Source organism: Chitinophaga niabensis (assembly GCF_039545795.1).
In the GTDB taxonomy this organism is placed as follows: domain Bacteria; phylum Bacteroidota; class Bacteroidia; order Chitinophagales; family Chitinophagaceae; genus Chitinophaga; species Chitinophaga niabensis_B.
Genome location: NZ_CP154260.1, coordinates 6,826,320 through 6,851,170, shown reverse-complemented (window position 1 = coordinate 6,851,170; position 24,851 = coordinate 6,826,320). Strand labels below are relative to the sequence as shown.

19 protein-coding genes and 1 tRNA gene are annotated in these 24,851 nt (G+C 45.2%); 8 read left to right on the top strand and 12 right to left on the bottom strand.

All coding sequences use genetic code 11. The features are described from left to right. Window positions 1-55 precede the first annotated feature (55 nt). From AAHN97_RS27675 to AAHN97_RS27655, 5 genes are all read right to left on the bottom strand, one after another. Complete coding sequence (locus AAHN97_RS27675) at window positions 56-2,062, bottom strand: protein-disulfide reductase DsbD family protein (protein WP_343305307.1); 2,007 nt, start codon at window positions 2,060-2,062, stop codon at window positions 56-58. Between the two features lie 109 nt (window positions 2,063-2,171). Beyond that, window positions 2,172-2,627, bottom strand: a complete 456-nt coding sequence (locus tag AAHN97_RS27670; RefSeq protein ID WP_343305306.1) for a protein-disulfide reductase DsbD domain-containing protein — start codon at window positions 2,625-2,627, stop codon at window positions 2,172-2,174. Between the two features lie 29 nt (window positions 2,628-2,656). After that, complete coding sequence (gene purQ, locus AAHN97_RS27665) at window positions 2,657-3,301, bottom strand: phosphoribosylformylglycinamidine synthase I (protein WP_430516960.1); 645 nt, start codon at window positions 3,299-3,301, stop codon at window positions 2,657-2,659. 234 nt (window positions 3,302-3,535) lie between these two features. Then, complete coding sequence (locus AAHN97_RS27660; protein WP_143197511.1) at window positions 3,536-4,516, bottom strand: hypothetical protein; 981 nt, start codon at window positions 4,514-4,516, stop codon at window positions 3,536-3,538. 15 nt (window positions 4,517-4,531) lie between these two features. After that, the gene (locus tag AAHN97_RS27655) at window positions 4,532-6,046 is read right to left on the bottom strand and encodes a hypothetical protein (RefSeq protein ID WP_343305304.1); all 1,515 of its coding nucleotides are present in this window, start codon (window positions 6,044-6,046) and stop codon (window positions 4,532-4,534) included. A 187-nt stretch (window positions 6,047-6,233) separates the two neighbouring features. On the opposite strand from AAHN97_RS27655, the gene AAHN97_RS27650 reads away from it, so the two are divergent. After that, window positions 6,234-7,160 carry a TIGR01777 family oxidoreductase gene (locus AAHN97_RS27650; RefSeq protein ID WP_343305303.1) on the top strand — a complete coding sequence of 309 codons (927 nt, stop codon included), beginning with the start codon at window positions 6,234-6,236 and terminating at the stop codon, window positions 7,158-7,160. On the opposite strand, the gene AAHN97_RS27645 is transcribed toward AAHN97_RS27650, so the two are convergent. The 4 genes from AAHN97_RS27645 to AAHN97_RS27630 all read right to left on the bottom strand — a co-directional run bounded on the left by AAHN97_RS27645 (window position 7,149) and on the right by AAHN97_RS27630 (window position 12,658). Beyond that, a complete protein-coding gene (locus tag AAHN97_RS27645) occupies window positions 7,149-8,387 on the bottom strand; it encodes an anthranilate synthase component I family protein (protein ID WP_343305302.1) in 1,239 nt (412 codons plus the stop codon). The two genes, AAHN97_RS27650 and AAHN97_RS27645, sit on opposite strands and share 12 nt — an antisense overlap. A 60-nt stretch (window positions 8,388-8,447) precedes the next feature. Further along, complete coding sequence (locus tag AAHN97_RS27640; protein WP_343305301.1) at window positions 8,448-8,990, bottom strand: hypothetical protein; 543 nt, start codon at window positions 8,988-8,990, stop codon at window positions 8,448-8,450. A 96-nt stretch (window positions 8,991-9,086) separates the two neighbouring features. Next, window positions 9,087-10,349 (bottom strand): adenylosuccinate synthase, encoded by a 1,263-nt coding sequence (locus tag AAHN97_RS27635; RefSeq protein ID WP_343305300.1) that lies wholly within the window; start codon window positions 10,347-10,349, stop codon window positions 9,087-9,089. Window positions 10,350-10,423: 74 nt separating this feature from the next. Beyond that, window positions 10,424-12,658: a RelA/SpoT family protein gene (locus AAHN97_RS27630; RefSeq protein ID WP_343305298.1), complete on the bottom strand. Its 2,235-nt coding sequence runs from the start codon at window positions 12,656-12,658 to the stop codon at window positions 10,424-10,426. A 250-nt stretch (window positions 12,659-12,908) separates the two neighbouring features. Here AAHN97_RS27630 and AAHN97_RS27625 point away from each other — a divergent pair. The 5 genes from AAHN97_RS27625 (at window position 12,909) to AAHN97_RS27605 (ending at window position 16,938) form a co-directional block, all read left to right on the top strand. After that, window positions 12,909-12,990 (top strand) — tRNA-Leu (locus AAHN97_RS27625). A gap of 180 nt (window positions 12,991-13,170) precedes the next feature. Further along, the gene (locus AAHN97_RS27620) at window positions 13,171-14,541 is read left to right on the top strand and encodes a trigger factor (RefSeq protein WP_343305297.1); all 1,371 of its coding nucleotides are present in this window, start codon (window positions 13,171-13,173) and stop codon (window positions 14,539-14,541) included. Next, complete coding sequence (gene clpP, locus AAHN97_RS27615) at window positions 14,531-15,238, top strand: ATP-dependent Clp endopeptidase proteolytic subunit ClpP (protein ID WP_074240888.1); 708 nt, start codon at window positions 14,531-14,533, stop codon at window positions 15,236-15,238. Before AAHN97_RS27620 ends, clpP begins: the two co-directional genes overlap by 11 nt. 164 nt (window positions 15,239-15,402) lie before the next feature. After that, entirely contained in the window at window positions 15,403-16,644 is a 1,242-nt protein-coding gene (gene clpX / locus AAHN97_RS27610) for an ATP-dependent Clp protease ATP-binding subunit ClpX (RefSeq protein WP_343305296.1), read from the top strand. Window positions 16,645-16,743: 99 nt separating this feature from the next. Next, entirely contained in the window at window positions 16,744-16,938 is a 195-nt protein-coding gene (locus tag AAHN97_RS27605) for a hypothetical protein (protein ID WP_343305295.1), read from the top strand. 120 nt (window positions 16,939-17,058) lie between these two features. Here the strand turns inward: AAHN97_RS27605 and AAHN97_RS27600 are convergent, their stop codons facing one another. Next, window positions 17,059-17,607 (bottom strand): cupin domain-containing protein, encoded by a 549-nt coding sequence (locus tag AAHN97_RS27600; RefSeq protein ID WP_343305294.1) that lies wholly within the window; start codon window positions 17,605-17,607, stop codon window positions 17,059-17,061. A 1-nt stretch (window position 17,608) separates the two neighbouring features. Next, on the bottom strand, window positions 17,609-18,484 hold the full coding sequence (locus AAHN97_RS27595; RefSeq protein WP_343305293.1) for a c-type cytochrome: 876 nt from the start codon (window positions 18,482-18,484) through the stop codon (window positions 17,609-17,611). A gap of 97 nt (window positions 18,485-18,581) precedes the next feature. Here AAHN97_RS27595 and AAHN97_RS27590 point away from each other — a divergent pair, with 97 nt between their 5' ends. Next, window positions 18,582-19,145, top strand: coding sequence for a helix-turn-helix transcriptional regulator (locus AAHN97_RS27590; protein ID WP_343305292.1), 564 nt, complete (start codon window positions 18,582-18,584; stop codon window positions 19,143-19,145). Window positions 19,146-19,343: 198 nt separating this feature from the next. On the opposite strand, the gene AAHN97_RS27585 is transcribed toward AAHN97_RS27590, so the two are convergent. Beyond that, a complete protein-coding gene (locus AAHN97_RS27585; RefSeq protein WP_343305291.1) occupies window positions 19,344-20,972 on the bottom strand; it encodes an NADP-dependent glyceraldehyde-3-phosphate dehydrogenase in 1,629 nt (542 codons plus the stop codon). Between the two features lie 712 nt (window positions 20,973-21,684). Between AAHN97_RS27585 and AAHN97_RS27580 the strand changes: the two genes are divergently transcribed. Beyond that, window positions 21,685-24,846, top strand: a complete 3,162-nt coding sequence (locus tag AAHN97_RS27580; protein WP_343305290.1) for a SusC/RagA family TonB-linked outer membrane protein — start codon at window positions 21,685-21,687, stop codon at window positions 24,844-24,846. Window positions 24,847-24,851: the final 5 nt, after the last annotated feature.

Here is a 24,851-nt window from a genome sequence, read left to right as displayed (position 1 = left end):
TAAACGGATGCACCGAAAAAAAAGCCGTCCCACATTCCGGGACGGCTTTCCTTTTTTATTTCTTTACCTTCTTAAATGCATCCAGGCCAGATCTGAGCCAGTTTGCGTACTCCTGGATATTTGGCGTGTAGGCCACAGGATAGGTCAGCAACTTTTCTTCAGGACTGATCAATACATACAAAGGTTGTGAGTTGTTGTTGAAGTTCAGGGTCTGCATGGTAGCATACTTATTCCCGATAGTTTTGATCGGTTTCTTGCGGCCATCAGGGAAAGTGTGCATGAACTGCTCATCTTCCGGCAACCTCTTTTTATCATCCACATACAATGAAACGAGGATGTAGTTATCCCTGATCAGTGCATGCACTTCAGGATCTGTCCATACATTCTCTTCCATGTTCCGGCAATTCACACAAGCCCATCCGGTAAAGTCTATGAGGATAGGTTTGTTCTGTGCTTTGGCCAGCTCGAGCGCTTTATCGTAATCATTGATCACGTTGGGCTCTACCGCACCTTTTTCATGCGCACTGTTACCATACCAGCTATAAGACATCGGTGGCGCGAATCCGCTCATCAGTCTTACGTTGGCATATTTGGTATTGGTAACGCCCGGAAGCAGGTAGATCGTAAAGGCGCCAAAGATAACCGCAAAGAAGATCCTGATGCCACCCAGCTTCTTCACAGGACTATCATGCGGGAAACGGATCAACCCTAACAGGTAGAGCGTGGTCAGCAATCCGATAATGATCCAGATGAGGAAGAAGGTTTCACGATGCAGGATACCCCAGTGCATTACGAGGTCCGCATTGGAGAGGAATTTAATCGCCAGTGCTACTTCAATAAAACCTAATACCACTTTTACGGAAGTAAGCCATCCACCTGATTTTGGCAGGGAGCTTAACCAGTTCGGGAACATGGCAAACAATGCAAACGGTAATGCCAGGGATACGCCAAAACCGGCCATACCGGCAGTCAGCAACCATGCACCGCCATCAGAACCCAAAGAGCCTGCCAGCAGAGAACCAAGGATAGGGCCTGTACAGGAGAAGGATACTACTACCAGCGTTAATGCCATGAAGAAGATACCTACCAGTGTTCCTTTATTTGCTTTGGAATCTGCCTTGCTGGCTAATCCGCTGGGCAATGTGATCTCAAAATATCCGAAGAAAGATATGGCAAACACCACAAACACCACAAAGAAGAATACATTCAGCCAAACGTTGGTAGAAATGTTATTGAAGATCTCAGGCTCTGCCAATCCTGCTACATGGAAAGGCACGCTGAATAAGATGTAGATCAGGAAGATAAAAAAGCCATACATGGTGGCATTGAAAATGCCTTTCTTTTTATCCTGCGCGCTCTTTGTAAAGAACGATACGGTGAGCGGGATCATGGGGAACACGCAAGGTGTTACCAGTGCCAGCAACCCTCCCAGGAATCCAAGCAGGAAGATGAACCAGGGGTTTGTTTCCCCTTCGTTACCGATACCGCCTACTTTGTTCACAGGGTTCTGGAGATCAATATTATCCCGTTTCAGTTTATTGGCCTGATCAGCTGAAGCCTGCAAGCCACCTTCTCCGCCGGAAAGATTACCAGCTGCATCCGCTTTAAAACGGAATTCTGCTTCTTCCGGAATGATCTCTTCTCCCTTCAGGATAAAATAATTCAGTGTTCCTTTCAGATTATTAACAGCGCCTTTGTATTTAACAAGCAGCTTAATTGTTACCTCTTTTTCAAAGAAAGTGATCTCCTTGTTATCCATTAAAGGTTCCGGAGCTTTCTTTTCCTGACCTTCAAACCCCAGGCTCACAATAGTAGCCCTTACATCACTGATGGTATCCAGGATAACGCGGGTATTGGGATCATCATCACTCATAGTGGTAGAAAATAACTTCCAGCCTTCGGATATATTGGCTTTAAATTTTAAGGTGTATTCTCCTTCTCCGGTCTTTTCTGCTGCAAACGTCCACTTCACCTGCTTTGCTGTGGCCTCTGCATCCTGCGCATACAGGTCAGGCCAGAGTATTAGCTGGAAGCTGGTAAGGAATAATAAAAAGTACTTCATATATATGATAGACTTAACAGATTGTAAAGAATGTAAATGCAAAAACGAGTTCCTGTAAAGAACTCGTTCCTGCTATACCTGAATATAATGATGTATTGGAGTGGTCAACTTACTTTCCTCCTACATTAAAAGCGAATTCTACTTCTGTAGGTGGCAGGCATTGGTGATCATCGCAGACCATAAACTCTACAGAGCCTTTCAGCTTTGTAGCCGCTTTCCCTTTTACCGTAACTGTTTGTACAAAGGAAACGGTGTTTTCATAATACTTCAGTTCTGAATCAAAGTTCTTGTCGAATGCTTTATGCATTTTACCCACTTCTTTTACTTTACCGGTTGTTGCAACCAGTGGGTTTTTAGCGAATTTAAAAGTGGTAGGGATCGGGCCTTCGCCAGCTTCCTGTGCATATACGTGCCAGCCTTTTTCAATAGTAGCTTTGGCAATCACTTCATATGTAGTGGCATTGACCTTCTTAGAGGTGAATTCCCATTTAACCGGGTTTTCTTCCTGTGCTAAAGCCAGCATGGGCAGTGCAAACATGCACAATGCAACGAGTAATTTCTTCATAGTTCTTTTTTTTCTGGTTGGTGGTTGATCTAATTGTTATTGATAAGGCTCTGGAAGATCAGCTGCCCATCGCGGTTACCCAGTACTTCGCTGGAAGCCCTTTCAGGGTGCGGCATCATTCCAAAAACATTTCTCTCCTTATTACAGATCCCTGCAATGTTGCGGATAGCACCATTCGGGTTAGCATGTTCAATAATATTGCCAAACTCATCGCAATAGCGGAAAAGCACCTGGTTATGTTTAAACAGCTCGTCCAGTGTGGCATCATCAGCATAATATCTGCCTTCGCCATGTGCGATAGGGATCATCAGCGGCCTGCCCGTTACATCTTTGGTGATAGATGCCTGGGTGTTCTCGCTTTTCATGAACACATTTTTGCAAATGAACTGTTGATTCTGGTTCTTCAGCAGGGCACCTGGTAACAGACCAGCTTCGCAAAGGATCTGGAATCCGTTACAAACACCTATTACACGGCCGCCTTTTTTGGCAAACTCAATTACGCTCTGCATCATAGGGCTGAATTTGGCAATAGCCCCGCAACGCAGGTAATCGCCATAAGAAAAGCCACCTGGCAGCAGCACGCAATCTTCCGTACTAAACATGCTAAGATCCTTGTCTTTATGCCAAAGCGCAATAACATCCTGGTTAAGGTCGTAACGCAATGCATCAATCATGTCCTGATCGCAGTTTGAGCCTGGAAATGTAACAACACCAAATTTCATCTGTAATTATTTGTTTTTTATCGATCAGATGGAACTTCGCTTTCGCTCCGTTTCATCAGTTAATATTTGTTTTTTATAGGTCAGATGGAACTTCGCCTTCGCTCGTTCCGGAAAAAGCAAAATTACTTAGCCTTGAGGAATTTACCATAACCGCTCATAGAATTTATGATTCCACTAACACCAGGCTTAATGCGAAAAGTATTGCATTACAATAACATATGCTAAAACGAGTATGTGTATAGCGCTTGCAATACCGTTATTAGTAATGGACCAGAAAACATTCCCTACGAACATGGAGATCGGCAGTACCACCAATACCCAGTAATTAGGGGAAAAATGCTCGCTGAAAAAGGGCACGAACATGGCCACCAATACATAAACAACCACCGTTGCCCAGATCTTACGCCCCTGGATCAGCATTTTCTTGAAAGTCCGCTGCAAAAGCAGCCAGCCCACTGCAAAGAACAACACATTTGCAATCAGCGCGCCCCAAACCTTGTAATCTGTGATCATCGGTAAATGGAACCCTATCCGGGGCATTTCGTAGATCAGGTCCCACTTGTCCGTCAGGAACAGGTAAGTACCCAGCAGGTAGAAAGGGCAGAACAGCCCCAATAACCCTATTATCCATTCTGCCAGCCGGAAAGACCGCATAATGAGCAGGCTCAGGAACAACAACAGCACAAAAAGGATGGCCGGGAAATAGAATAACCCGCAGATTCCCAGGGCAAAACCAATATTAAAAGCTACATCCCTTGCGGAAGAGCGCATGTAAAGATCAGAAATGCTGGCAAAGATCCACAGCATGATGGTATTTACGATCAGCGCAGGAGAAAACACATTCCAGCCCTCCAGTAAAGAAGTGAAGAGCAAAAAGCTCATGGCAGGCAGGTAAGTATCTTTGGCAAAAAGGCGGTGATTATTAATGGTACGGGTCAGCAACAAGGCCTGCAGGAACTGCAGGAGCAGCACCAGGGAGGTGAAAAAGAACGGGCTCTTGCCCACTATCCCTTCCAGCCAGCCGGTTAAAGCGTTATACAGCAAACCTTCGGAACCATCTGCCTGATAGAGAGACGGGTGTAAAAGATAGTAGAATTTAACGAGCAACGTGTAGATGAACAGCAGCAAAACCGTCAGCGGATTGCCTGATCTAAAAAAACGTATCACGGTGCAAAGGTGTAATTAAAAGTCAATTTTAGCAAAGCAAATATAATTCCTGTAAATGCAGGGGATCAGTACGGTACGGCTGCTGATCTGTTTGCCATAACGGGGCATCCAGGTGAAACCCTTATCCAGGTTGCGCAGTGTAGGCATGCGGTTCACTTTGCCATCAGGCCCAATGGTGTTTTCAGACAGTACATACTGCCGGCGGTCCAGTTCATTGAACAGGAAATGCAGTTCACTGCCCACATTTACCAGCATATAGCTCAGGTAAAGATCAGCACCATCGTCAAACTGACTTTTATGCACAAAATTGCTGTAGGTCAGCTCCCCTTTGTCGTCAAATGAAAGGATGGCCACGTTATCATAGTGGTAACGGGTTCCCTGGGCATCATTCCAACCATAGGGGTTATAATAATAAGGGGAATAAGGTGAATAATAATAGGGGCTGTATCCGCCATAACCGCCATACATATAGTTCCAGCGGTTCCAGGGCTGGGTACGGGAAGTAGTATAATAAGCTTCTGCCGTCAGCAAAAAGCCCCCGTTTTTGGTATTGATCACCTTGCGGATAAAATAATCGTTGAAGGCCGCAGAAGTGGAAGATTCCCCGCGGGCGCTTTGTTTCAGCTCAGGGCTGAATGCCACCAGCTTTTCGAATAACCGTTGCCGTTGGCCATAGTCCAGGCGGAAAAGGTACAAACCTTCCACATTCCCTCTCTTCTGTTTATAGTAGAATGCAGTAACAAGGGCCTGTTTATCCTGGTTATCCAGTTTCACCTTCACTTCATCCAGCAATAACCCTTTCGATTCAAAGTCCTGGTACTCAAAATCATCCACCACCGCTCTTTTGATCACAATCTTTCCATTGGTGATATAATCCCGGTTAGTGGTCCTTTCCAGTTTGGTGAAAATAAGGTCCCCATCGTTATTAAGATTGAAATTGCTCAGGAAGTGGCGCTTGGTTTCCATGGGCAGGGAAACGCGGCTGTTATTGACCAGGTTAAATGCGCTGTCGTAGAGAAAGGTGTAGAAAACATGGTTATCTTCCTTATCCTGGTTGATCTTGTACACCAGGATGCGGCTTTTATCTTCCGATACTTCTACTGAATATACTTTATTGTCTTTGGAGAAATTGCCGATACGGGTGGAATCCACCATCACAGGCGCAGATTCAAATACCCCCATGCTGTTCACGATGCCGCAGAAGCTGTATACTGCATCCTTGCGCTGGAATTGGTAGAGCATATATGCTTTATCGCCATAATTCACAAAATCCACACTGATCAGCTTCTTCGGCAAAAAGTCCAGCTTCACTCTATCCTTCAGCTGCATGCCATTATCATACACAGAAATGTGATAATCACCGCGATCGGCCTTATATACAAGGATATTACCCGAAATCTTACCTATTATTTCAAACTCCGTGGATTTATAATCATCCCGTTCCGGCTCTGAATAAGTGACCTTTTGGGCGGTTGCGACTGTTCCGCACAGCAGGAGGGCAAAAATTTGTACGATGGATCGAATGCGCATGGATAACTATTTATGGTTTGATACAGGATAAACGTAACACTTGGCTATTTTATGCATGCTTCTGTTTTCAAACCTACACGAAAATTATCTTATTGCAAAGGGGGGAAAGGGTGTAAGGTGTATATTTCCCATGAGCGCGATTTATTGCTTAAATTTAGGGCGTATATTATCAAAAAGCTGGCAAACCATGATGGATACGGTTTTAATTACCGGCGGTACCGGGCTTATTGGCCGGGCCCTTACCTCCCTGTTATTGGAGAAAGGATACAAAGTGATCGTCCTTTCCCGCAAAAAGATGTCCTCAGACCATCCTCAGCTAAGGTACGCCTCATGGGACCTGGAACGCAAAACACTGGATACCACTGCCTTACAGGAAGCCGATCATATCATTCATCTTGCAGGAGCCGGCGTAGCAGATGCCCGCTGGACAAAAGCACGTAAACAGGAAATAATAGACAGCCGTGTACAAAGCAGCCAGCTATTATTTGAGCAGCTCCGCCAGCATCCCAATAAAGTAAGAAAAGTGATCAGCGCCTCGGCCACAGGGTATTACGGGGCTTATACAGACCATGCTTTTACAGAGAACGATCCTCCGGCAACTGACTTCCTCGGCACTACCTGCAAGGCCTGGGAGGATAGTGTGCGGCAAATAGAAACCCTGGGCAAAAAAGTGATCATTTTCAGAACAGGTATTGTGCTAAGCCTCAAAGGCGGTGCACTCAAAGAATTCCACAAACCACTGAAACTGGGTTTTGCGACTGTGATGGGGAGTGGAGACCAGTTTGTATCCTGGATCCACCTGCAGGACCTGGTAAGATTGTATTTCAATGCCATTGTGAACGACAGGCTGAATGGTGTTTATAATGCAGTAGCACCGCATCCTGTAACCAACCAGGAACTGGTTACTTCTTTGGCCCATGCCGCAAAAGGAAATAGCTTCATAACAGTTCATGCGCCTGCCTTTGCATTGAAGCTGGCCCTGGGGGAAATGAGTATTGAGGTATTGAAAAGTGTAAAGGTTTCTTCTGCCAAGATCCAGCAGACGGGGTTTCAATTCTCCTATCCCGTAGTAAAAGAAGCAGTGAAACAATTGATCGGGGCCTTAAAGACCTAGTGCTGTTTTCAGGGCCTTTGCTTTTAAAAGACATTCCTCCCATTCTTTTTCCGGTGTGCTGTTAAAGGTAATAGCAGAGCCTGTCTGGAAAGACAGGTAATGGTGTTCTGCATTGTACAGCACACTCCTGATGACTACATTGAGATCAAAATCCCCTTCCGGAGTGATATAACCAACAGCGCCTGAAAACAGGCCACGTTTTGTTTGTTCATATTGTTCTATGAGTTCCATCACCCTTACTTTAGGCGCACCCGTCATGGAGCCCATGGGAAAAGCTTCGCGGATGGCATCTGTAAAATGGAAGCGTTCATCGAGTGTAGCCATCACCGTTGAGATCATATGATGCACCTGCGGAAAGGCATAGATCCCGAAAAGTTCATCCACATGCACTGTTCCCTGCACCGCAGTTTTGGAGAGATCATTACGCACAAGGTCTACGATCATCACGTTCTCCGCCCTTTCTTTTGGATTATGCAGTAATTCCTTGCGCAGCAGATCATCCGCAGCAGGGTCCGTGGCGCGGGTAATGGTTCCTTTGATGGGCTGGGAAATGAGTGTATTGCCTTCTTTCCGCAGGAACCTTTCAGGGCTGGAGCAAACCAGGTATTTATCTCCCGTACGATAGTAAGCAGCAAAGGGCGATGGCGATAAAACATTGAGCCGGCGGAATAATACCAATGGGTCTATAGTAGTATATGCATACTGCTCTCTGCAAAAGTTCACTTCATAACAATCTCCTTTGCGGATGTGCTCCTGCAGGGAACGCACGGCTGCCAGGTAATAGGCTTCATCCATCCTGGCTTCCAGGTTAAAAGATGCCCAGGTAACTTCTGCGGGAGGGTTTTCCGGTTCAGCCAGGCAGGCCTCATAGATCTTACGCGCAGCTGTTTCCGTGAGGTCTTCCCCGCTAATCAATACCTGTTGCTGTTCTAAAAGCAGCAGATAACGGGGTCTGAAAAAGAAGAGATCAGGAAATTGGATACCGTCCGGATGAACGGAAGAGAGTTTTTCGGTTTCGTTTTTGAGATCATACCCCAGGTGGCCGAATAACCAACCGGGGCGGGCAGTATGAAACGCGCGTAACTGTTCAAATGCAGTGCCGGCGTTACATTGCAGCTGCTCTACAGCATCTGCTGCCAGCAGTGCTTCCGCGCGTTGACCCCTTAAGCGGTAATCATTATTGTCTAAAAAACAACAAATGTTGAACCGGTTGCCCCAGCTCAACATTTGCTGTTTAAATGCGCTTATATTTTTAACAGGAAAACTGTATGATAGCACTTTTACGAATTAGTAATCATCATCGTCATCATCATCGAACCGGTCGTTGAACATATCCATGTCCTTGAACTCATCGTCTATATCCAGATCATCGTCATCTCCTTTCTTGGTACTTGGACGGCCACGTTTGCTCTTAGCTTTAGGCATATCAAATTCTTCGAAGTCAGGATCATAGTCCTCATCTTCGCCTTTTTCCCACGCATCATCATCGTCTCCTTCATCATCGCTATCATCGTCATCATCTTCATCGTCATCATCCTTCTTCTTTTTGGCGCCTGCCTTAGCCGTTTTTTTAGCTCCGGATTTCTTTGGCGCATCATCGTCATCATCTTCCTCATCGTCATCATCCTCTTCGTCTTTCTTCTTGGATTTTGCCGCAAGCTTATCTGATTTTTGAGAAGCAGCAGACTTACGGGGAGTTTCCTCCTCGTCCTCATCATCTTCGTCTACTTCTTTCTTAGGCTTAGCACTGGCCTTTTTTTCAGAGGCTTTACCAGTCTGTGAAGAAGCAGTCTTTTTAGTCTCTTTTTCTTTATCAGAATTTGATTTCATAATGGTACGTTGCAATTAGATTCTTGCGTAAAGTTTTAACAGTTTTTTTGATTAGCCAAATTTTTTTTTGACTCTTTTTTTTGTATTTTTTCCTCTTTACTTTTCCAGTATCTGGTCGCGTCCCGGGCCGTTTGAAACGAATTGCACAGGTACCCCCAGATAGCTTTCCACAAAAGATAAGAAATTTTTCATTTCCACAGGTAATGCATTGTATTGGCGGCTATCTGCTGTTGGTGTGGACCAACCGGCGAAATGTTCCAATACTGGTTTGATACTCAGGCCATTGAGCTGAAACGGCATTTCTTTCGTCTGCTTACCATTTATTTCATATGCGGTACAAGCGTATACATCTTTAAAAGCATCCAGCACATCACTTTTGGTCATCACCAATTGGGTAACACCACTTAAAATGCAGGTATAATCCAATGCTACGAGGTCAATCCAGCCGCAGCGGCGGGGACGCCCTGTTGTTGCACCAAATTCATGACCAGCCTGGCGGAGTGTTTCTCCTGTTTCATCTTCCAGCTCCGTTGGGAACGGACCACTACCTACGCGTGTGCAGTATGCTTTGGTTACACCAATCACTTCCCTGATCCATTTTGGTGCAATACCCAAACCTGTGCAAACGCCCGCGGAAATGGTGTTTGAGGATGTAACAAAAGGATAAGTACCGAAGTCAACATCCAGCATACTTCCTTGCGCACCTTCTGCCAGCACTTTCTTTCCTGCTTTCAGATGGGCATTTAGCCAATATTCACCGCTTACGATATTCATTTCCTTCAGGAAGGCCACTGCTTCAAAGAATTCTTTTTCCCACTCGGAAATGTCTTCACTGAAGTCGTAATTAGCCAGTAACTGAAGGTGTTTGTTCTTTAATTTGGTATAAGATGCCTCAAAGTCTGCATGTAGTACATCCCCTACACGTAATCCGTTGCGGCCTGTTTTGTCCATATAAGCCGGCCCGATGCCTTTCAGCGTGGATCCGATCTTTTCCAGTCCTTTGGACAGTTCAGAAGCTTTATCCAGTGCACGGTGAGTAGGTACAATGATATGTGTCTTCTCGGCGATGTAAAGGTTCTTTTTCAGATCAATACCCAGCGCGGATACTTTCTCACATTCCTTTTTAAAGGTTACAGGATCCAGTACCACACCGTTTCCGATGAGGTTAAGGGTATTATTGTGGAACACTCCGGAAGGAATGGTGTGCAGCACAACCTTCTGATTATTGACATACAGCGTATGACCCGCATTGGGTCCACCCTGAAAACGGGCTATCACATCATATTTGCCCGCAAAGTAATCTACGATCTTACCTTTGCCTTCATCGCCCCATTGCAGCCCCAGCAGTACATCTACCATTGTTGAATTGTAATTTATGGTTTAAAAGAGTCGCAAAAATAAGGCGATTGAATGAATAGTTCTAGAAATAATCCTTAATCTTCCAACCGGTTGATGCTCTGGATGCCATCAAGGCCCTTTAAGCGGGTTACTAATTCTTCCAGTTCATCCTTATCGTGCACGAAAACTTTGATCAAACCTTCAAATAATCCTTCCTTGGATTCAATGGTAAGCCCCGCAATGTTGATCTTGAGCTCTCCGGAAATGATATTGGTGATCTTGTGGATCACCCCCACATCGTCCATCCCCACAATGCGTAAGCCTGTAAGGAAAGATATTTCCCGGTTCTTCACCCATTTCGTTTTCACTACCCGGTGACCATAATGGGCCAGCAACTGCGCAGCATTGGGGCAATTGGTACGATGGATCTTCAATCCTTCGCTGGCAGTGATAAAGCCAAATACATCATCCCCGGGAATGGGCCTGCAGCAGTTTGCCAGCTTATAGGCAATTTTATCAGAGCTTTCCCCGAATATGATAAGTTCCGCATCTTTCTTGGATGGCTGCTTCTGGTGAGGTTCTTCTATCACCACCTCCGGCAGTTTCACCGGTTTGGGCGGTTCCAGCTTATCTCCCAGCACATTGAACTGCTTGAGTTCTTTCAGATCGATATTACGTACCGCTATCTGGTAGTAGAGGTCCAGCGGTGAGGGTTGTTTATAGAATTGAACCAGCTCATTGATGTTGTACTGGCTGGCAGAAACCTTCATATGGTCCAGCTTGCGCTCCAGCAACTCTTTCCCATCCATGGCCACTTTACGCTTCTCTTCCTTCAATGCGTCCTTGATCTTGCTCTTGGCTTTGGCCGTGAGAACAAAGTTGAGCCAGTCATCTGAGGGCTTCTGTTTATTGGAAGTGATGATCTCCACCTGGTCCCCGCTGCGCAGCTTGTGGCTTAAAGGTACCAGCTTGTAGTTCACTTTGGCCCCGATACACTTGTTCCCCACCGCACTATGGATAGAATAAGCAAAATCCAGTGCAGTAGAGCCTACCGGCAGTATTTTAAGGTCTCCCTTGGGCGTATAAACGTAGATCTCTTCTGTGAACAGGTTACTCTTGAAGTCTGCCAGAAAGTCCAGTGTATTGGAATCCGGGCTGTTCAGGATCTCCCTGATCTGGGTGAACCACTGCTCAAATTTGGATTCCTGCACAGTTTGGTTACCTTCCTTATAACGCCAGTGAGCAGCTACCCCTTTTTCTGCATAGTCGTTCATCCGCTTGCTCCTGATCTGCACTTCCACCCATTTACCATTGGGTCCCATCACGGTTACGTGCAGTGCCTCATACCCATTGCTTTTGGGGTTGCTGAGCCAGTCCCTGGTACGTTCAGGGCTGGGGTGGTAGAAGTCCGTAATGATGGAGTACACTTTCCAGCAATCGGCCTTTTCCTTTTCCACGGCGGAATCCAGGATAATACGAATGGCAAAGAGGTCGTACACCTCTTCAAACTGAACGCCCTTGGTTTTGATCTTATTCCAGATGGAATGGATGCTTTTAGGGCGTCCGTATATTTCGAAATCGAAACCTTCTTCCTGTAATACCTCTTTAATTGGTTTGATGAACTCGTTAATATAACGAGTCCTCTCCCGCTTGGTTTCCTTGAGGCGGCGGGCAATTTCCCGGTATTTATCCTGCTCTGTATACTTCATGGCCAGGTCTTCCAGCTCACTCTTAATAATATACAGGCCCAGGCGATGTGCCAGGGGAGCATATACGAATACAGTTTCGGAGGCTATCTTCAGTTGTTTTTCCCGGCTCATGCTATCCAGCGTGCGCATGTTATGCAGCCGGTCTGCCAGTTTAATGAGGATCACCCTGGGGTCGTCTGCCAGGGTCAGTAATATCTTTTTGAAGTTCTCAGCCTGTGTGGTACTGGTATTGGAATCAATAACAGTAGATATTTTGGTGAGGCCGTTAACGATATGGGCTATTTCGGTTCCAAACTCCCTTTCCACGTCTTCCAGCGTCACTTCTGTATCTTCTACCGTATCGTGCAATAAGGCGCAGATGGCAGAACGTACTCCCAGGCCTATTTCTTCCACAGTGATCTGTGCAACAGCCAGGGGATGCAGAATGTAGGGTTCGCCTGATTTACGGCGCATATCTTTATGGGCATCCGCCGCCATTTCAAAAGCGGTACGTACAAGTTCACGGTCCCCTTTCTTCAAACGGGGTTTGAGGGCTCGTAACAGGGCCCGGTAATGCCGGACGATCTCTTTTTTTTCCTGCTCTTCGTTGAGATCATATTTTTGAACGGTCACAGTTTCCATGCTAAGATCAAAATTACGAAATCAGCAGCAGTATTGGAACAGGGGACAACTACTGACATTCTGCTGCCAATCCTTGCTTCATCCTTGCTTCAAAGTAGCTTAAACCCGCTCTGGAAAGCAAGATGAAGCAAGGATGAAGCAAGGATTAAGCTAGGGTAGGAGGTTTAAGGCCATCTTAGGTCCAAATATTTTTATAATTCCCAAAAAACGATACCTTTGCAGTCCTTTAAAATAAAGGCTTTTTGAATTTGCGGGTGTGGTGAAATTGGTAGACACGCCAGACTTAGGATCTGGTGCCTCACGGTATGTAGGTTCGAGTCCTATCACCCGCACTGAAATTACCCGGAGCGTTGACAGCTCAAAGTGAAGATTGACTGCCAACGCTTCATCCTAACTGCTAAAAAGGCAGGGACTCCCTCTCTACAGGCGCATGGCACAATCTTCGTTAGACATGCTGCTATGCCCTGAAATAGCTTTTATATTCTGTGTTTTAATATATTAACAAAAAACAAATGGCAACCGTAACCAGAGAGAACATTGGTTTATTAAATGATAAGATCACTGTGAAAGTGAGCCAGGAAGACTACCTTCCCAATTTCGAGAAAGCCGTAAAGCACTTTTCTAAAACAGCTAATATTCCGGGTTTCCGTAAAGGTCAGGTTCCTGCGGGCATGATCAAAAAAATGAGCGGTCAGGCCCTGTTCCAGGACGAAGTACTGAAAACCGTTGAAAAGGAACTGATGGGTTACCTCCAAACAGAGAAACTGGAGATCTTTGCTCAGCCTTTGTCTTTGGATGAAGAAGCCAAAAACTTCAACTACGCTCAACCTGAGGCATACGACTTCAACTTCGAAATTGGTCTGAAACCTTCTTTCGATGCTACCCCCCTTCTTGATAAAACCACTCTCACCCGTTATAATGTAAAGGTTACGGATGAAATAGTAGCACAGGAACTGGAACGCCTTCAGCTGAAAGGTGGCAAAATGTCTGAACCTGAAACCATCACTTCTGAAGATAACGTGCTCACCCTGGAATTCCTGGAAAGCGATGCCAAAGGCAATGTAGCTGAAGGTGCTGAAAAGAAAGAGAACTCCCTGCTGGTGAAATACTTCTCCAAAGATGTACAGGATAAACTCCAGGGCAAAAAAGCTGGCGATACCCTCAATATCCAGCTGGGTAAAGCTTTCGATAAAGAACGCATAGAGTTTATTCAAAAAGACCTTGGACTGGCAAATGAAAAAGATGCCGCTAAGAAATACTTCCAGTTAACCATTACCAAAGTAGGACTGATCGAAAAAAGAGAACTGAATGAAGAATTCTTCAAGGAAGTTTATCCCGGCCAGGACATTACAACAGTAGAAGCATTCAAAGACAAACTGAAGGAAGAGATCGGTAAATACTGGAAACAGGAAGCTACCAATCACCTCCACAACGAACTGTTTGAAACTTTGGTGCACGAAACTCCCATCGAGCTTCCTAAAGAATTCCTCAAACGCTGGCTGCAAAAAGGTGGTGAAAAGCCTAAAACAGCAGAGGAAGCCGAGCACGAATACCCTAATTTCGACCATCAGCTCCGCTGGACACTGATCAGCGATAAACTGATCCGTGATAATTCCCTGGAAGTTTCTTTCGAAGAACTGAAAGAAAATGCACGTACCAAGATCATGGGTTACTATGGTATTGGCGGCGAACAGGCAGAATGGCTGGATAGCTACCTGGACCGCCTGCTGCAGGACGAAAAATATGTTGATCAAACATACCGCGAAATGATCACTCAAAAGCTGTTTGATTGGGCAGAAACAAAGGTGAACGTGAAAGAAGAGGAAATAACCGCTGACGAATTTGTAAAATTACCTCATAAACATCACCATCATGAACATTAACAACGAATTCAGGAAATATGCCATCCAGCACCGCGGTATCAGTAGCCTGGTGGTAGATAGTTACGCTAAAAGTCACCAGATCAACTCTCTGACCCCTTATATCATTGAGGAGCGTCAGCTGAATGTTACGCAGATGGACGTATTTTCCCGTCTCATGGCTGACCGGATCATCTTTTTAGGCGATCCCGTAAATGATTATGTGGCGAATGTTATCACTGCCCAGTTATTATTCCTGGAATCAGCTGATCGCAACCGCGACATTCAAATGTACATTAACAGCCCCGGTGGTAGCGTATACGCTGGCCTCGGTATCTACGATACAATGCAGATCATCTCTCCGGATATCGCTACTATCTGTACAGGTATGGCGGCTTCTTTCGGTGCAGTATTGCTCGTAGCCGGTTCTAAAGGAAAACGTACCGCGCTGAAACATGCACGCGTAATGATCCACCAGCCACATGGCGGTGCAGAAGGTCAAACTTCTGATATCGAGATCACAGCCCGCGAATTCGTAAAGCTGAAGAAAGAGCTGAACGAAATCATTGCCGGTCACTGCGGTCAACCCATCAAAAAAGTGGAAAAAGACTCCGATCGTGACTATTGGATGACAGCTGATGAAGCTAAAGAATACGGCATTATTGATGACGTACTCGAAAAGAATCCAAGGAAAAAAGCAGCGGAAAATAATCCTCAATAATCCTGAAACGTCCCGCCCCGGCGGGACGTTTTCATTTTAGCCCTGCCCTGCGGCTTCCAAAAGGTATGTTAATTTCAACCCGTCCGGCAGCCTGTTAACCGCGAAAAAGTGTAATTTTGTATCCCCCTTGGTGGGAAGCTGAATGTTATATTAAAAAATATTAAATGAAAGAATCCAAAATACGCTGTTCGTTCTGCAATCGTAATAAAGACGAAGTAAGGATACTGATAGCTGGTGCTGAGGGACACATTTGTGAAAATTGTGTGGCCAATGCGCAGGAGATCATTGAGCAGGAATTTGCGCCTTCCGGCGACACCAAAAAATCCAGCTCCTCCCTGTTTGTTCCAAAAGTGTCCAAACCGGTAGAGATCAAGAAGTTCCTGGATGAATATGTGATCGGGCAGGACGATGCCAAAAGGATACTCGCAGTGGCCGTTTATAACCACTACAAAAGACTGAATCAACAGGTACTGGAAGATGATGTGGAAATTGAAAAGAGCAACCTGATCATGGTGGGAGAAACCGGTACCGGTAAAACCCTCCTGGCAAAATCCATCGCTAAACTGCTGAACGTTCCTTTCACCATTGTAGACGCCACCGTTTTCACGGAAGCTGGTTATGTGGGAGAAGACGTGGAAAGCATCCTTACCCGCCTCCTGCAGGTTTGTAACTATGATGTGGAAGCAGCTGAAAGAGGAATCGTTTATATCGATGAAATAGACAAGATCGCCCGTAAAAGTGATAACCCTTCCATCACCCGTGATGTAAGCGGCGAAGGTGTACAGCAAGGTTTGCTGAAACTGCTGGAAGGTACAGAAGTACTGGTTCCACCACAGGGCGGCCGTAAACACCCGGAACAAAAGCTCATCAAGGTTAACACACAAAATATCCTCTTCATATGCGGAGGTGCATTTGATGGTGTAGACCGTATTATCAGCCGCAGGATCCAGACACACTCCATCGGTTTCACTGTGAATAAAGACAAGGAAGAAGATGCACGCAAACACATCCTCCGCTACGTAAACTCACAGGACCTGAAGCAATTTGGATTGATCCCTGAACTGTTGGGCCGTTTACCGGTTGTTACTTATCTGAATACACTGGATAAAGACGCGCTGAAAGATATCCTCACCAAACCGCGTAATGCCCTGGTGAAGCAATACAAGAAACTCTTCCAGGTAGAAGGAATAGATCTGACAATTGCAGATGATGCTGTTGAATATATTGTAGACAAAGCCCTGGAATATAAGCTGGGAGCCCGCGGACTTCGCTCAATCTGTGAAGTGTTGCTGGCAGATGCCATGTTCCACCTGCCATCTACAGATGAAAAATCTTTTGAACTCACACGTGCCTACGCCGAAGAAAAACTGGAGAAGAGCACACTGGTGACACTGAAAGTAGCGTAAACTTATTATAATCTTTGATGGTTGTTGGAGAAGAGATACATTGTTTTTCGTACCTTGTTACGGCAGTATCTTTTCTTTAACAACCATCATTTTTTACCCATGCAAGAGCTTATACAGAACCTCAAAGACAGAGCAGGCCTTACTGAAGAACAAGCCATTCAAGCCATTGATACCGTTAAAGATTTCGTGAAAAGTAAGTTACCTGCAGCTATTGCCGGTAATGTGGATGTTTGGTTTGCAGGCTTTGGAGCCTCCGCACCTAAACCCAAAGCTGACGAAGACTTCCTGGATTGAGAAAGCGGATGATATCGTGAAAAAAGCAAAAAATAAAATTTGCGGCATTTCTGATAAAGGCAACGAAAAGAAATAACATTGTAAGATCACATTTAAATAGCGGCGCATCCATTTGCGTCTCTACGATTTATAATACGGTTCCAGCTCTTTTAAAACACCTCTTCTTCTTGCAATCCTCCCAAGGTAACGAAACAATCTGACCTGCAACCAATAAGGCAGAAAAGTCAGATAGGTTTCTCCCATTTCCATCAGTATGGCCAGATGAGTTAGCTTAAGCGGAATACCGCCCTTGCGTACTTTCCCATCTGTTGCCAGTCCATAAGCAACGCGCAGGCAGGCTTCAAATTGCCTGGCTGGCGTAATCGTTACTTTGAAAGTAACAGGGCGCTTGCCGCTTGGATTGAAGAACAGGTGACGTTCATATAACGGCACTTCTGCTATGCCACCCCTAGAAAGGAAAAGAAATCCTTTTCCGATCCGCAACCCCAGCTCACCTTCCATCACTTCAAACTTCTCCTTATAAGTAGTATGAAAATGCAGACCATTCTTTCCACCCGGCGCAAGTTCCACCATCACAGTAACATGAGATCCACCCGTTTCTTCCGTGGTTTCCAGGAAAGTGACCTTGTCGCCAATGATCGGGTTGCTGATCGTACGGGGCAGAGACATCTTACAGTGTTTTGAGATATAGGTAAAGGGCCTGTAATTCGTCGTCCGTATAGTTCTTCGTCATTTGCCAGGGCATATCTGCATTATTCAGCTTGCGGCCATCCGGCGTATCGCCTGTGCGCAATACCTTGATAAACTGATCAAGCGTCCATTTACCAATATTGCCACTCGCCGTGATATCGCGCACTGGCGTACCGCCGGGAATAACGTTATCTCCTCCTTTCAGGTTGGGTTTATGACAACCGACGCAGGACAGGGTAAGATATTTTCCATATTCAACAGATACAGATTTTTCTATCTTTTGAGGATACTGCGCTTTATGGTCTATCTGTTCCGCTGGTATCAGCGGAAGTTTATCCAAACCCGATAATACAGTGCCCAACGGGCCAAGCTTAACGAGCGCCGGTTCAGCATCCACTGCAGGCACAGATTTGCAATAAGCAATAAGGCGCGCCAGATCATGGTCCGCCAGTTTACAATAATCATATGAAGGCATTATTATAAGGGGTTTACCGTTTGTTTTTAATCCATGGCGCAGTGCCAGGATCCAGTCACGGTCAGTATAATTTGCTGGTCTGCCTCCTTTTCCGGAGGTAAGGTTTGCCGCTCTGATGGTACCAACCATCCCGTCTTCGAGGAAAGTTTTTCCGGAGAGATCCTCTCCATGGCAGTCTGCACAACCTTTTGTAGCGTATATATGCGCTCCTTCCGCTATGGCGGCTGAATCCGAAGGAATATCAAACATCCGTACTTCTACGTTGTATGTTTTGTCCCTCTTGTTACTTACCACCATATACATTAAGAAATAAAATATAAGGATCAACGCCACCAATACACCAATCCCGCCAGTTATCCATTTCAGTATTTTCCGCAACATGTTTATGATTATTTTTGTTGCATCAAAGTTATTCCACTCAACCCCGGTGGATAGTACGATAAACGGATAAACATATACGTAAAACGGATTTAGAGTTATGACCCCAAAAATGCAAGCCGATGCGCACCAGGCCATCGCAAACCATGCGTTCTTTTCAGACCACGTTTCATTCCTGGTAAAAGAACAAACCACTTTAACTGATGTAATAGACGATCAGTATGCAGACCTGTGGGATCCACTTCAGGCATTACTGCACTTTCATGTGAAGACCATTCCGGCCACGAGAAGTATTTCCGCAACAGACGTTAAGCGTTTACAGCAGGTCAAATCTTTCCTGCGGGAACATTATCTTGAACCATCGCTAAGCCTGGGCCTGCTTTGCAGAAGGTTTGGATTGAATGAGTTTAAATTGAAAAAAGGGTTCAAACAATTGTTTGGACACACTGTTTTTGGTTATGTGCAGGAAATGAGGATGAAAACAGCCCGCCAGATACTGGCAGAAGGAAAGATGAATGTGAATGAGGTAGCAGATCACTTAGGCTATAGTTCGCCGAATCATTTTTCAACGGCATTTAAGAAGATGTACGGTATCCCACCGGCAAAACTGAAGTCGTTCTCCTTTAATTTCTTTGCAACTCCAAAAGAAAACCGCCCCGAATGAGGCGGCTTTACATGGAGTAGAAATTTTCTCGATCTTACTGTTTGTTTTAGGTTGATAAATTGGTAAGGAAAGTAATTAACCCAAATTTAACTTTCTGTTTGCAATTTTCCATCACACTAATGTGTAAAAATGAAGAATTGTATAAAAAGAGAGACGCTGTCCTGCTAAATCTTAACAGGACAGCGTCTTTACAGTTTATTAAAAAATATACTTTGTAGAAAGAAAATTTGAAGATTGCCCGCTGACGATCTCATTTATGAGTGCTTTGTTCTCTTCTGTTTGCTTTGTGGCCACCATTGAGCGAATGGAAAATGCTCTTAAAGCGTCAGAAACAGAAAGTGTGGCTTCTGCAGAATCTTTTCTTCCGGTGAAGGGGAAGATATCAGGCCCGCGCTGACACTGGCAATTGATGTTTACACGGCTCACCTGATTGATCAAAGGATCTATCAGAATAGAAAGTTCTGTAGCATCATTTGTGAAAATACTCACTTGTTGCCCGTGATCAGATTCAATTAAATAATCGATCGGCGTTTCAATATTCTCAAAGGGGATCACAGGGATCACCGGCCCGAATTGTTCCTCCCGGTATAATTTCATCTTCTCGTTCACAGGATATACTACTGCAGGATACACAAAAGAAGCATTTGCAGCCCCGCCATTAGTATTCATTACCCTGGCTCCATGTGTTACCGCATCCGCCACACAACTCTGTAAATAGCCCGGTTTATGAGGTTCTGGCAGGGGCGTCAGAAATACATCTTTCTCCCAGGGCATTCCAAATTTCAATTTTCCGATGGCCGCCGTTAGTTTTTCCAGGAAAGCATCCGCTACGTTCTTATGCACATAGATCATTTTGATAGCGGTACAGCGTTGCCCGTTAAAAGATAAAGAACCCAGCACACATTCCTTTACTGCCAGATCGATATCTGCCTTTTCCGTAATAATGGCTGCGTTCTTTGCATCCAAACCAAGGATTGCGCGGAGGCGGTTTACCTTAGGATGCATCTTTTTCAACTGGTTGGCTACTTTACTGGAACCTATCAGCGTTAATACATTGATCTTGCCGGATTCCATTAATGGCGCAATGATCACATTGCCGCGACCATAGATGGTGTTCACCACACCTTTGGGGAAACAATCCCTGAAAGCTTCCAGCAGCGGGTAATGTACTAAAGTGCCATGCTTGGGAGGTTTGAACAGTAAGGTATTTCCCATGATCAATGCAGGGATCAGGGTAGTGAAAGTTTCATTCAGCGGATAGTTGAATGGCCCCATACAGAGTACAACACCAAGAGGGGAACGACGTACCTGGCCAATGATCCCCTGTTCTATCTGGAAACGGGAAGATTTACGGTCCAGATCTTTCAATGCATCGATGGTAGCGTTAATATACTCTACCGTTCTGTCGAACTCCTTAATAGAATCCGCCAGGGATTTACCGATCTCCCACATGATCAGCTGCACTACTTCCTGCTTTTTAGCGATCATCTTTCCGGTGAATTTTTCCACGCAGGCAATCCTTTCGGATACAGACATGGTGGGCCATTCCCCACGCCCGTCCCGATAAGCGAAAATGGCTGCATCCAAAGAAGCCTTTGCTTCTTCTTCGCCGCATAATGGATAGGAACCGATCACCTTTCGTTCGAGGCCTTTTTCGGTTTTAATACAAATGGGGGATAGTACAGTGTGCACCTCGCCAGTCCATGTTTTCATAACGCCATCGGAGAGATACTCCCGTTGATGGACCTCTGCCGGCAGCCTGAATTCCTCGGGGATGGCGGAATCTGCCGGAAAAAGGTTGTTGAGTTGTTCTTCAAAAGTGGTCATATAGTTGGAGATAATATCTGCACAAGATAGAAAGTATTATAGAATAAACATATAAATATAATCGTAAGCCAAATAGAATCAATCTATTAGGAAAATGCAATCGTTTGCTTTAGATTAATGGGCTCACTAAGATCACTTTCTCTTGGCTGCTAGATAAATTTACATCGTTATAGTAAAAATAATATCGTTATGGTTTAATATTATACCATATAATGATAATTTGGTATTATATTTTTCATAACTTCCCTCCTATTTTTAAGGTCACGACACATTAGATGCAATCGTTTGCAATATTGATAGTTATTATTCAACCAAACTAACAAGAAGTATTTATCAACCGTTTTCGAAAGTCTGCCTATACCAGGAAAATCAGAACAGCAGATGAGTAATTCCACTAACCAGAATTGACATATTGACAATCCTTGTGCGAGATAACGATCTACAGTAATCATTTAAAGAGTTCTGTGCGATTTCAGAACTACATTCTGCAAACGTTTGCAGCATAGGAAAATCATCTTGTCTATTTAGTGAACCAAAAATTCCAACGTCTATGAATAGCGCTACCACAGCTATGAAAGGGAGAAAGATGATGCGGCACCCGCGCGGAAGCCCCGCTGGTATTACCTGCGGTATTTATTATCTGATCCGCTCTTTTAAGCACTGCCCCTGAAGGCTGTGCGCTTTTATCAAATCCACAAAAAATTCCAATTCCATGTTAAAAAATCTACTCCTCCTGAGTTCCCTGTTCCTCTTGCTCCTGCGGGTGCAATATGCGGCAGCGGAATCTCCCAGACCGCTTGCTGATCACGAGATCAAAGGGCTTGTAACTGACAGTAGCGGCACAGCACTCCCCGGTGTTACCCTGATGGTAAAGAACAAAACTTCTGTTGGTACCACCACAGACATTAATGGCCGGTATATCCTTGTGGTTCCGGATGATGCTGTGATCATCGTGCGTATGATAGGTTTCCAGGAACAGGAAATTCCTACCAATGGACGCAGTACGATCAACATCGTGATGCAACCATCTACTAACAACCTCAATGAAACTGTGGTAGTGGCTTACGGTACACAAAAGAAAAAAGAAGTGGTTGGTTCCGTAACCTCCATTAATGTGGAAGACCTCAAAGTTCCTTCGAGTAACCTTACCACAGCACTTGCAGGACGCGCTGCAGGTTTGATTGCATTTCAGCGAAGTGGTGAACCGGGGCAGGACAATGCGAACTTCTTTGTTCGTGGCGTTACCACTTTCGGATACAAACAGGATCCGCTGATCCTGATAGATGGGGTAGAACTCACAACAGATGACCTGGCCCGTTTGCGCCCGGATGATATTGAAAGCTTCTCTATTATGAAGGATGCTACTTCCACTGCGTTATATGGCGCAAGAGGTGCCAACGGTGTGATCCTTGTTACTACTAAAAGAGGTAAGCAGGGCCCGGCGAAAGTAACCTTAAGGGTAGAAAATTCCTTCACCGCCCCTACCAAGCGAATAGAACTTGCAGATCCTGTTACCTATATGAAGCTTGCTAATGAAGCAACGCTTACACGCAACAGGCTGGAGCCTATCCCCTACTCTGAGGATAAGATAGAAGGTACTGCCAAGGGTGGAAATCCTTATGTATATCCGGCCAATGACTGGGATGAGATGTTGTTTAAAAAGTATTCCACCAGTCAGCGTGCCAATCTGAACGTAAGCGGTGGTGGTACTGTGGCCCGCTATTTTATTTCCGGCTCGTATACACAGGATAATGGAATGCTGAAAGTAGACAAGCGGAACAACTTCAATAACAACGTTAAAATAGGCAGGTATACTTTCCGCGCCAACGTAGATGTTGATCTTACAAAAACCACTACACTAACGGTGAGGGCAGCAGGTAACTATGATGATTACAAAGGTCCTCTTGGCAGCGGCGCTACATCCGGCGGAGAATTTATGTATAACCAGGCCATGCACGCCAATCCGGTTATGTTCCCTGCTTACTTTGAAAAAGATGCAGACCATTGGTATGTGAAACATATCATGTTTGGAAACGCGGGCGCTTTAGGAAGTTACGTTAATCCATACGCCCTGATGGTAATGGGATACAAAGATGAGTCGCGCTCTTTTATGTCCGCACAAACAGAGCTCAAACAAAACTTTGATTTCCTGGTACCGGGTTTGAACTTCCGCACAATGCTGAACGTAAACCGTACTTCCAACTTTGCTGTTAGCCGCGCTTATAATCCGTTCTTTTATACTTCAACCGGTTATGATAAACAAAGCAACACGTTTACCATTGTTCCATTAAACCCTGATCAGGGAACTGAATACCTGCAGGTATATAGTGGTGGTGGCGCTGGCGGCCAGCGTTTGAATTCTGTTTTCTATTGGGAATCTGCACTGACTTATGGTAAAGCAATCGGCGACCATAGCCTCAATGCCATGCTCATTGGCATCCTGAGAAGTACAATTACTCCTCCCCCCACAATATCAAATAATGCGCTGCAATTATCTTTACCTTACCGGAACTCTGGTGTATCGGGCAGGTTAACTTATAATTATGCATCCAAGTATTTTGCAGAATTCAACTTTGGTTATAACGGCTCCGAACGTTTTTATGAAAAACAACGTTTTGGTTTCTTCCCGTCCGCAGGGGTAGCCTGGACCATTTCAAATGAAGATTTCTTCAAGCCCTTCGCCCAGTCAGTTACCAATTTAAAACTGAGAGGTACTTATGGTATGGTGGGTAATGATGCGATCGGTAATCAGGAAGACCGTTTCTTCTATTTATCCAGTACCAATCCTTCTGACCCTGCAAAAGGGGCCACCTTTGGAAGAGATAACGGATACAGCCGTCCCGGTTATTCAATCAGCCGTTATTCCAACCTGGATATTACCTGGGAAAAGTCCTACCAAAGCAATATTGCCCTGGAGCTTGGTCTTTTCAACAAGTTCACCTTTACAGGAGAGTATTATACTACACAGCGTAAGGACATCCTGATGGACCGTGCCAATAACCCTTCCACCATGGGGCTTTCAGATACCTCCAGAGCCAATGTGGGTGAAGCATACAGCCGTGGTGTGGACCTGTCTCTGAATTATTCCGCCAACTTTTCCAACGACACCTGGCTGGAAGTAATGGGTAACTTCACCTATGCTACCGGCCGCTTTAAAGTATATGAAGAGCCCAGCTATCTGGCTAATGAAAAATACCGTTCCCGTGTTGATTATCCCGTTTCCCAACAATGGGGATACATTGCTGAAAGGCTTTTTGTAGATGATGAAGAAGCAAGGAACTCACCCCGGCAAAACTTCGGCCCCTATGGTGGTGGCGATATCAAATACACAGATGTGAACAGGGATGGAGAGATCACCACGGCAGACAGGGTACCTATCGGTTATCCTACTACTCCGGAGATCACTTACGGAATAGGCTTCTCAATGGGATATAAAGCCTTCGACTTTTCTGTATTCTTCCAGGGTACTGCCCGGGAATCTTTCTGGATAGATCCGGCAGCAACTGCCCCTTTTGTGAATGAATCACAATTGCTGAAAGCTTATGCAGATGATCACTGGTCTGAAGATAACCGTAATATCTATGCGCTGTGGCCAAGGCTGAGCACCACGCAGATGGATAACAATACACAAAGAAGTACATGGTTTATGCGTGATGGTAGTTTCCTGCGGCTCAAACAAGCGGAGCTTGGATACAATGTACCTAAAAGCTTCCAGAGAAGACTGCGCACCAGTACGCTGCGCCTCTATCTCAATGCCACCAATCTGTTCGTGCTTTCCAGCTTCAAATTATGGGATGTGGAACAGGGAGGTAGAGGTCTTGGATATCCCCTGCAAAGGGTTGTTAACGTTGGTCTGAATATCACATTCAATTAAGCCAT

Coding starts and splice junctions, on each gene's coding strand:
- AAHN97_RS27675 (WP_343305307.1), bottom strand. CDS start 2,062: ATGAAGTACTTTTTATTATTCCTTACCAGCTTCCAGCTAATACTCTGG.
- AAHN97_RS27670 (WP_343305306.1), bottom strand. CDS start 2,627: ATGAAGAAATTACTCGTTGCATTGTGCATGTTTGCACTGCCCATGCTG.
- purQ (WP_430516960.1), bottom strand. CDS start 3,301: ATGATTGATGCATTGCGTTACGACCTTAACCAGGATGTTATTGCGCTT.
- AAHN97_RS27655 (WP_343305304.1), bottom strand. CDS start 6,046: ATGCGCATTCGATCCATCGTACAAATTTTTGCCCTCCTGCTGTGCGGA.
- AAHN97_RS27650 (WP_343305303.1), top strand. CDS start 6,234: ATGATGGATACGGTTTTAATTACCGGCGGTACCGGGCTTATTGGCCGG.
- AAHN97_RS27645 (WP_343305302.1), bottom strand. CDS start 8,387: ATGTTGAGCTGGGGCAACCGGTTCAACATTTGTTGTTTTTTAGACAAT.
- AAHN97_RS27640 (WP_343305301.1), bottom strand. CDS start 8,990: ATGAAATCAAATTCTGATAAAGAAAAAGAGACTAAAAAGACTGCTTCT.
- AAHN97_RS27635 (WP_343305300.1), bottom strand. CDS start 10,349: ATGGTAGATGTACTGCTGGGGCTGCAATGGGGCGATGAAGGCAAAGGT.
- AAHN97_RS27630 (WP_343305298.1), bottom strand. CDS start 12,658: ATGGAAACTGTGACCGTTCAAAAATATGATCTCAACGAAGAGCAGGAA.
- AAHN97_RS27620 (WP_343305297.1), top strand. CDS start 13,171: ATGGCAACCGTAACCAGAGAGAACATTGGTTTATTAAATGATAAGATC.
- clpP (WP_074240888.1), top strand. CDS start 14,531: ATGAACATTAACAACGAATTCAGGAAATATGCCATCCAGCACCGCGGT.
- clpX (WP_343305296.1), top strand. CDS start 15,403: ATGAAAGAATCCAAAATACGCTGTTCGTTCTGCAATCGTAATAAAGAC.
- AAHN97_RS27605 (WP_343305295.1), top strand. CDS start 16,744: ATGCAAGAGCTTATACAGAACCTCAAAGACAGAGCAGGCCTTACTGAA.
- AAHN97_RS27600 (WP_343305294.1), bottom strand. CDS start 17,607: ATGTCTCTGCCCCGTACGATCAGCAACCCGATCATTGGCGACAAGGTC.
- AAHN97_RS27595 (WP_343305293.1), bottom strand. CDS start 18,484: ATGTTGCGGAAAATACTGAAATGGATAACTGGCGGGATTGGTGTATTG.
- AAHN97_RS27590 (WP_343305292.1), top strand. CDS start 18,582: ATGACCCCAAAAATGCAAGCCGATGCGCACCAGGCCATCGCAAACCAT.
- AAHN97_RS27585 (WP_343305291.1), bottom strand. CDS start 20,972: ATGACCACTTTTGAAGAACAACTCAACAACCTTTTTCCGGCAGATTCC.
- AAHN97_RS27580 (WP_343305290.1), top strand. CDS start 21,685: ATGTTAAAAAATCTACTCCTCCTGAGTTCCCTGTTCCTCTTGCTCCTG.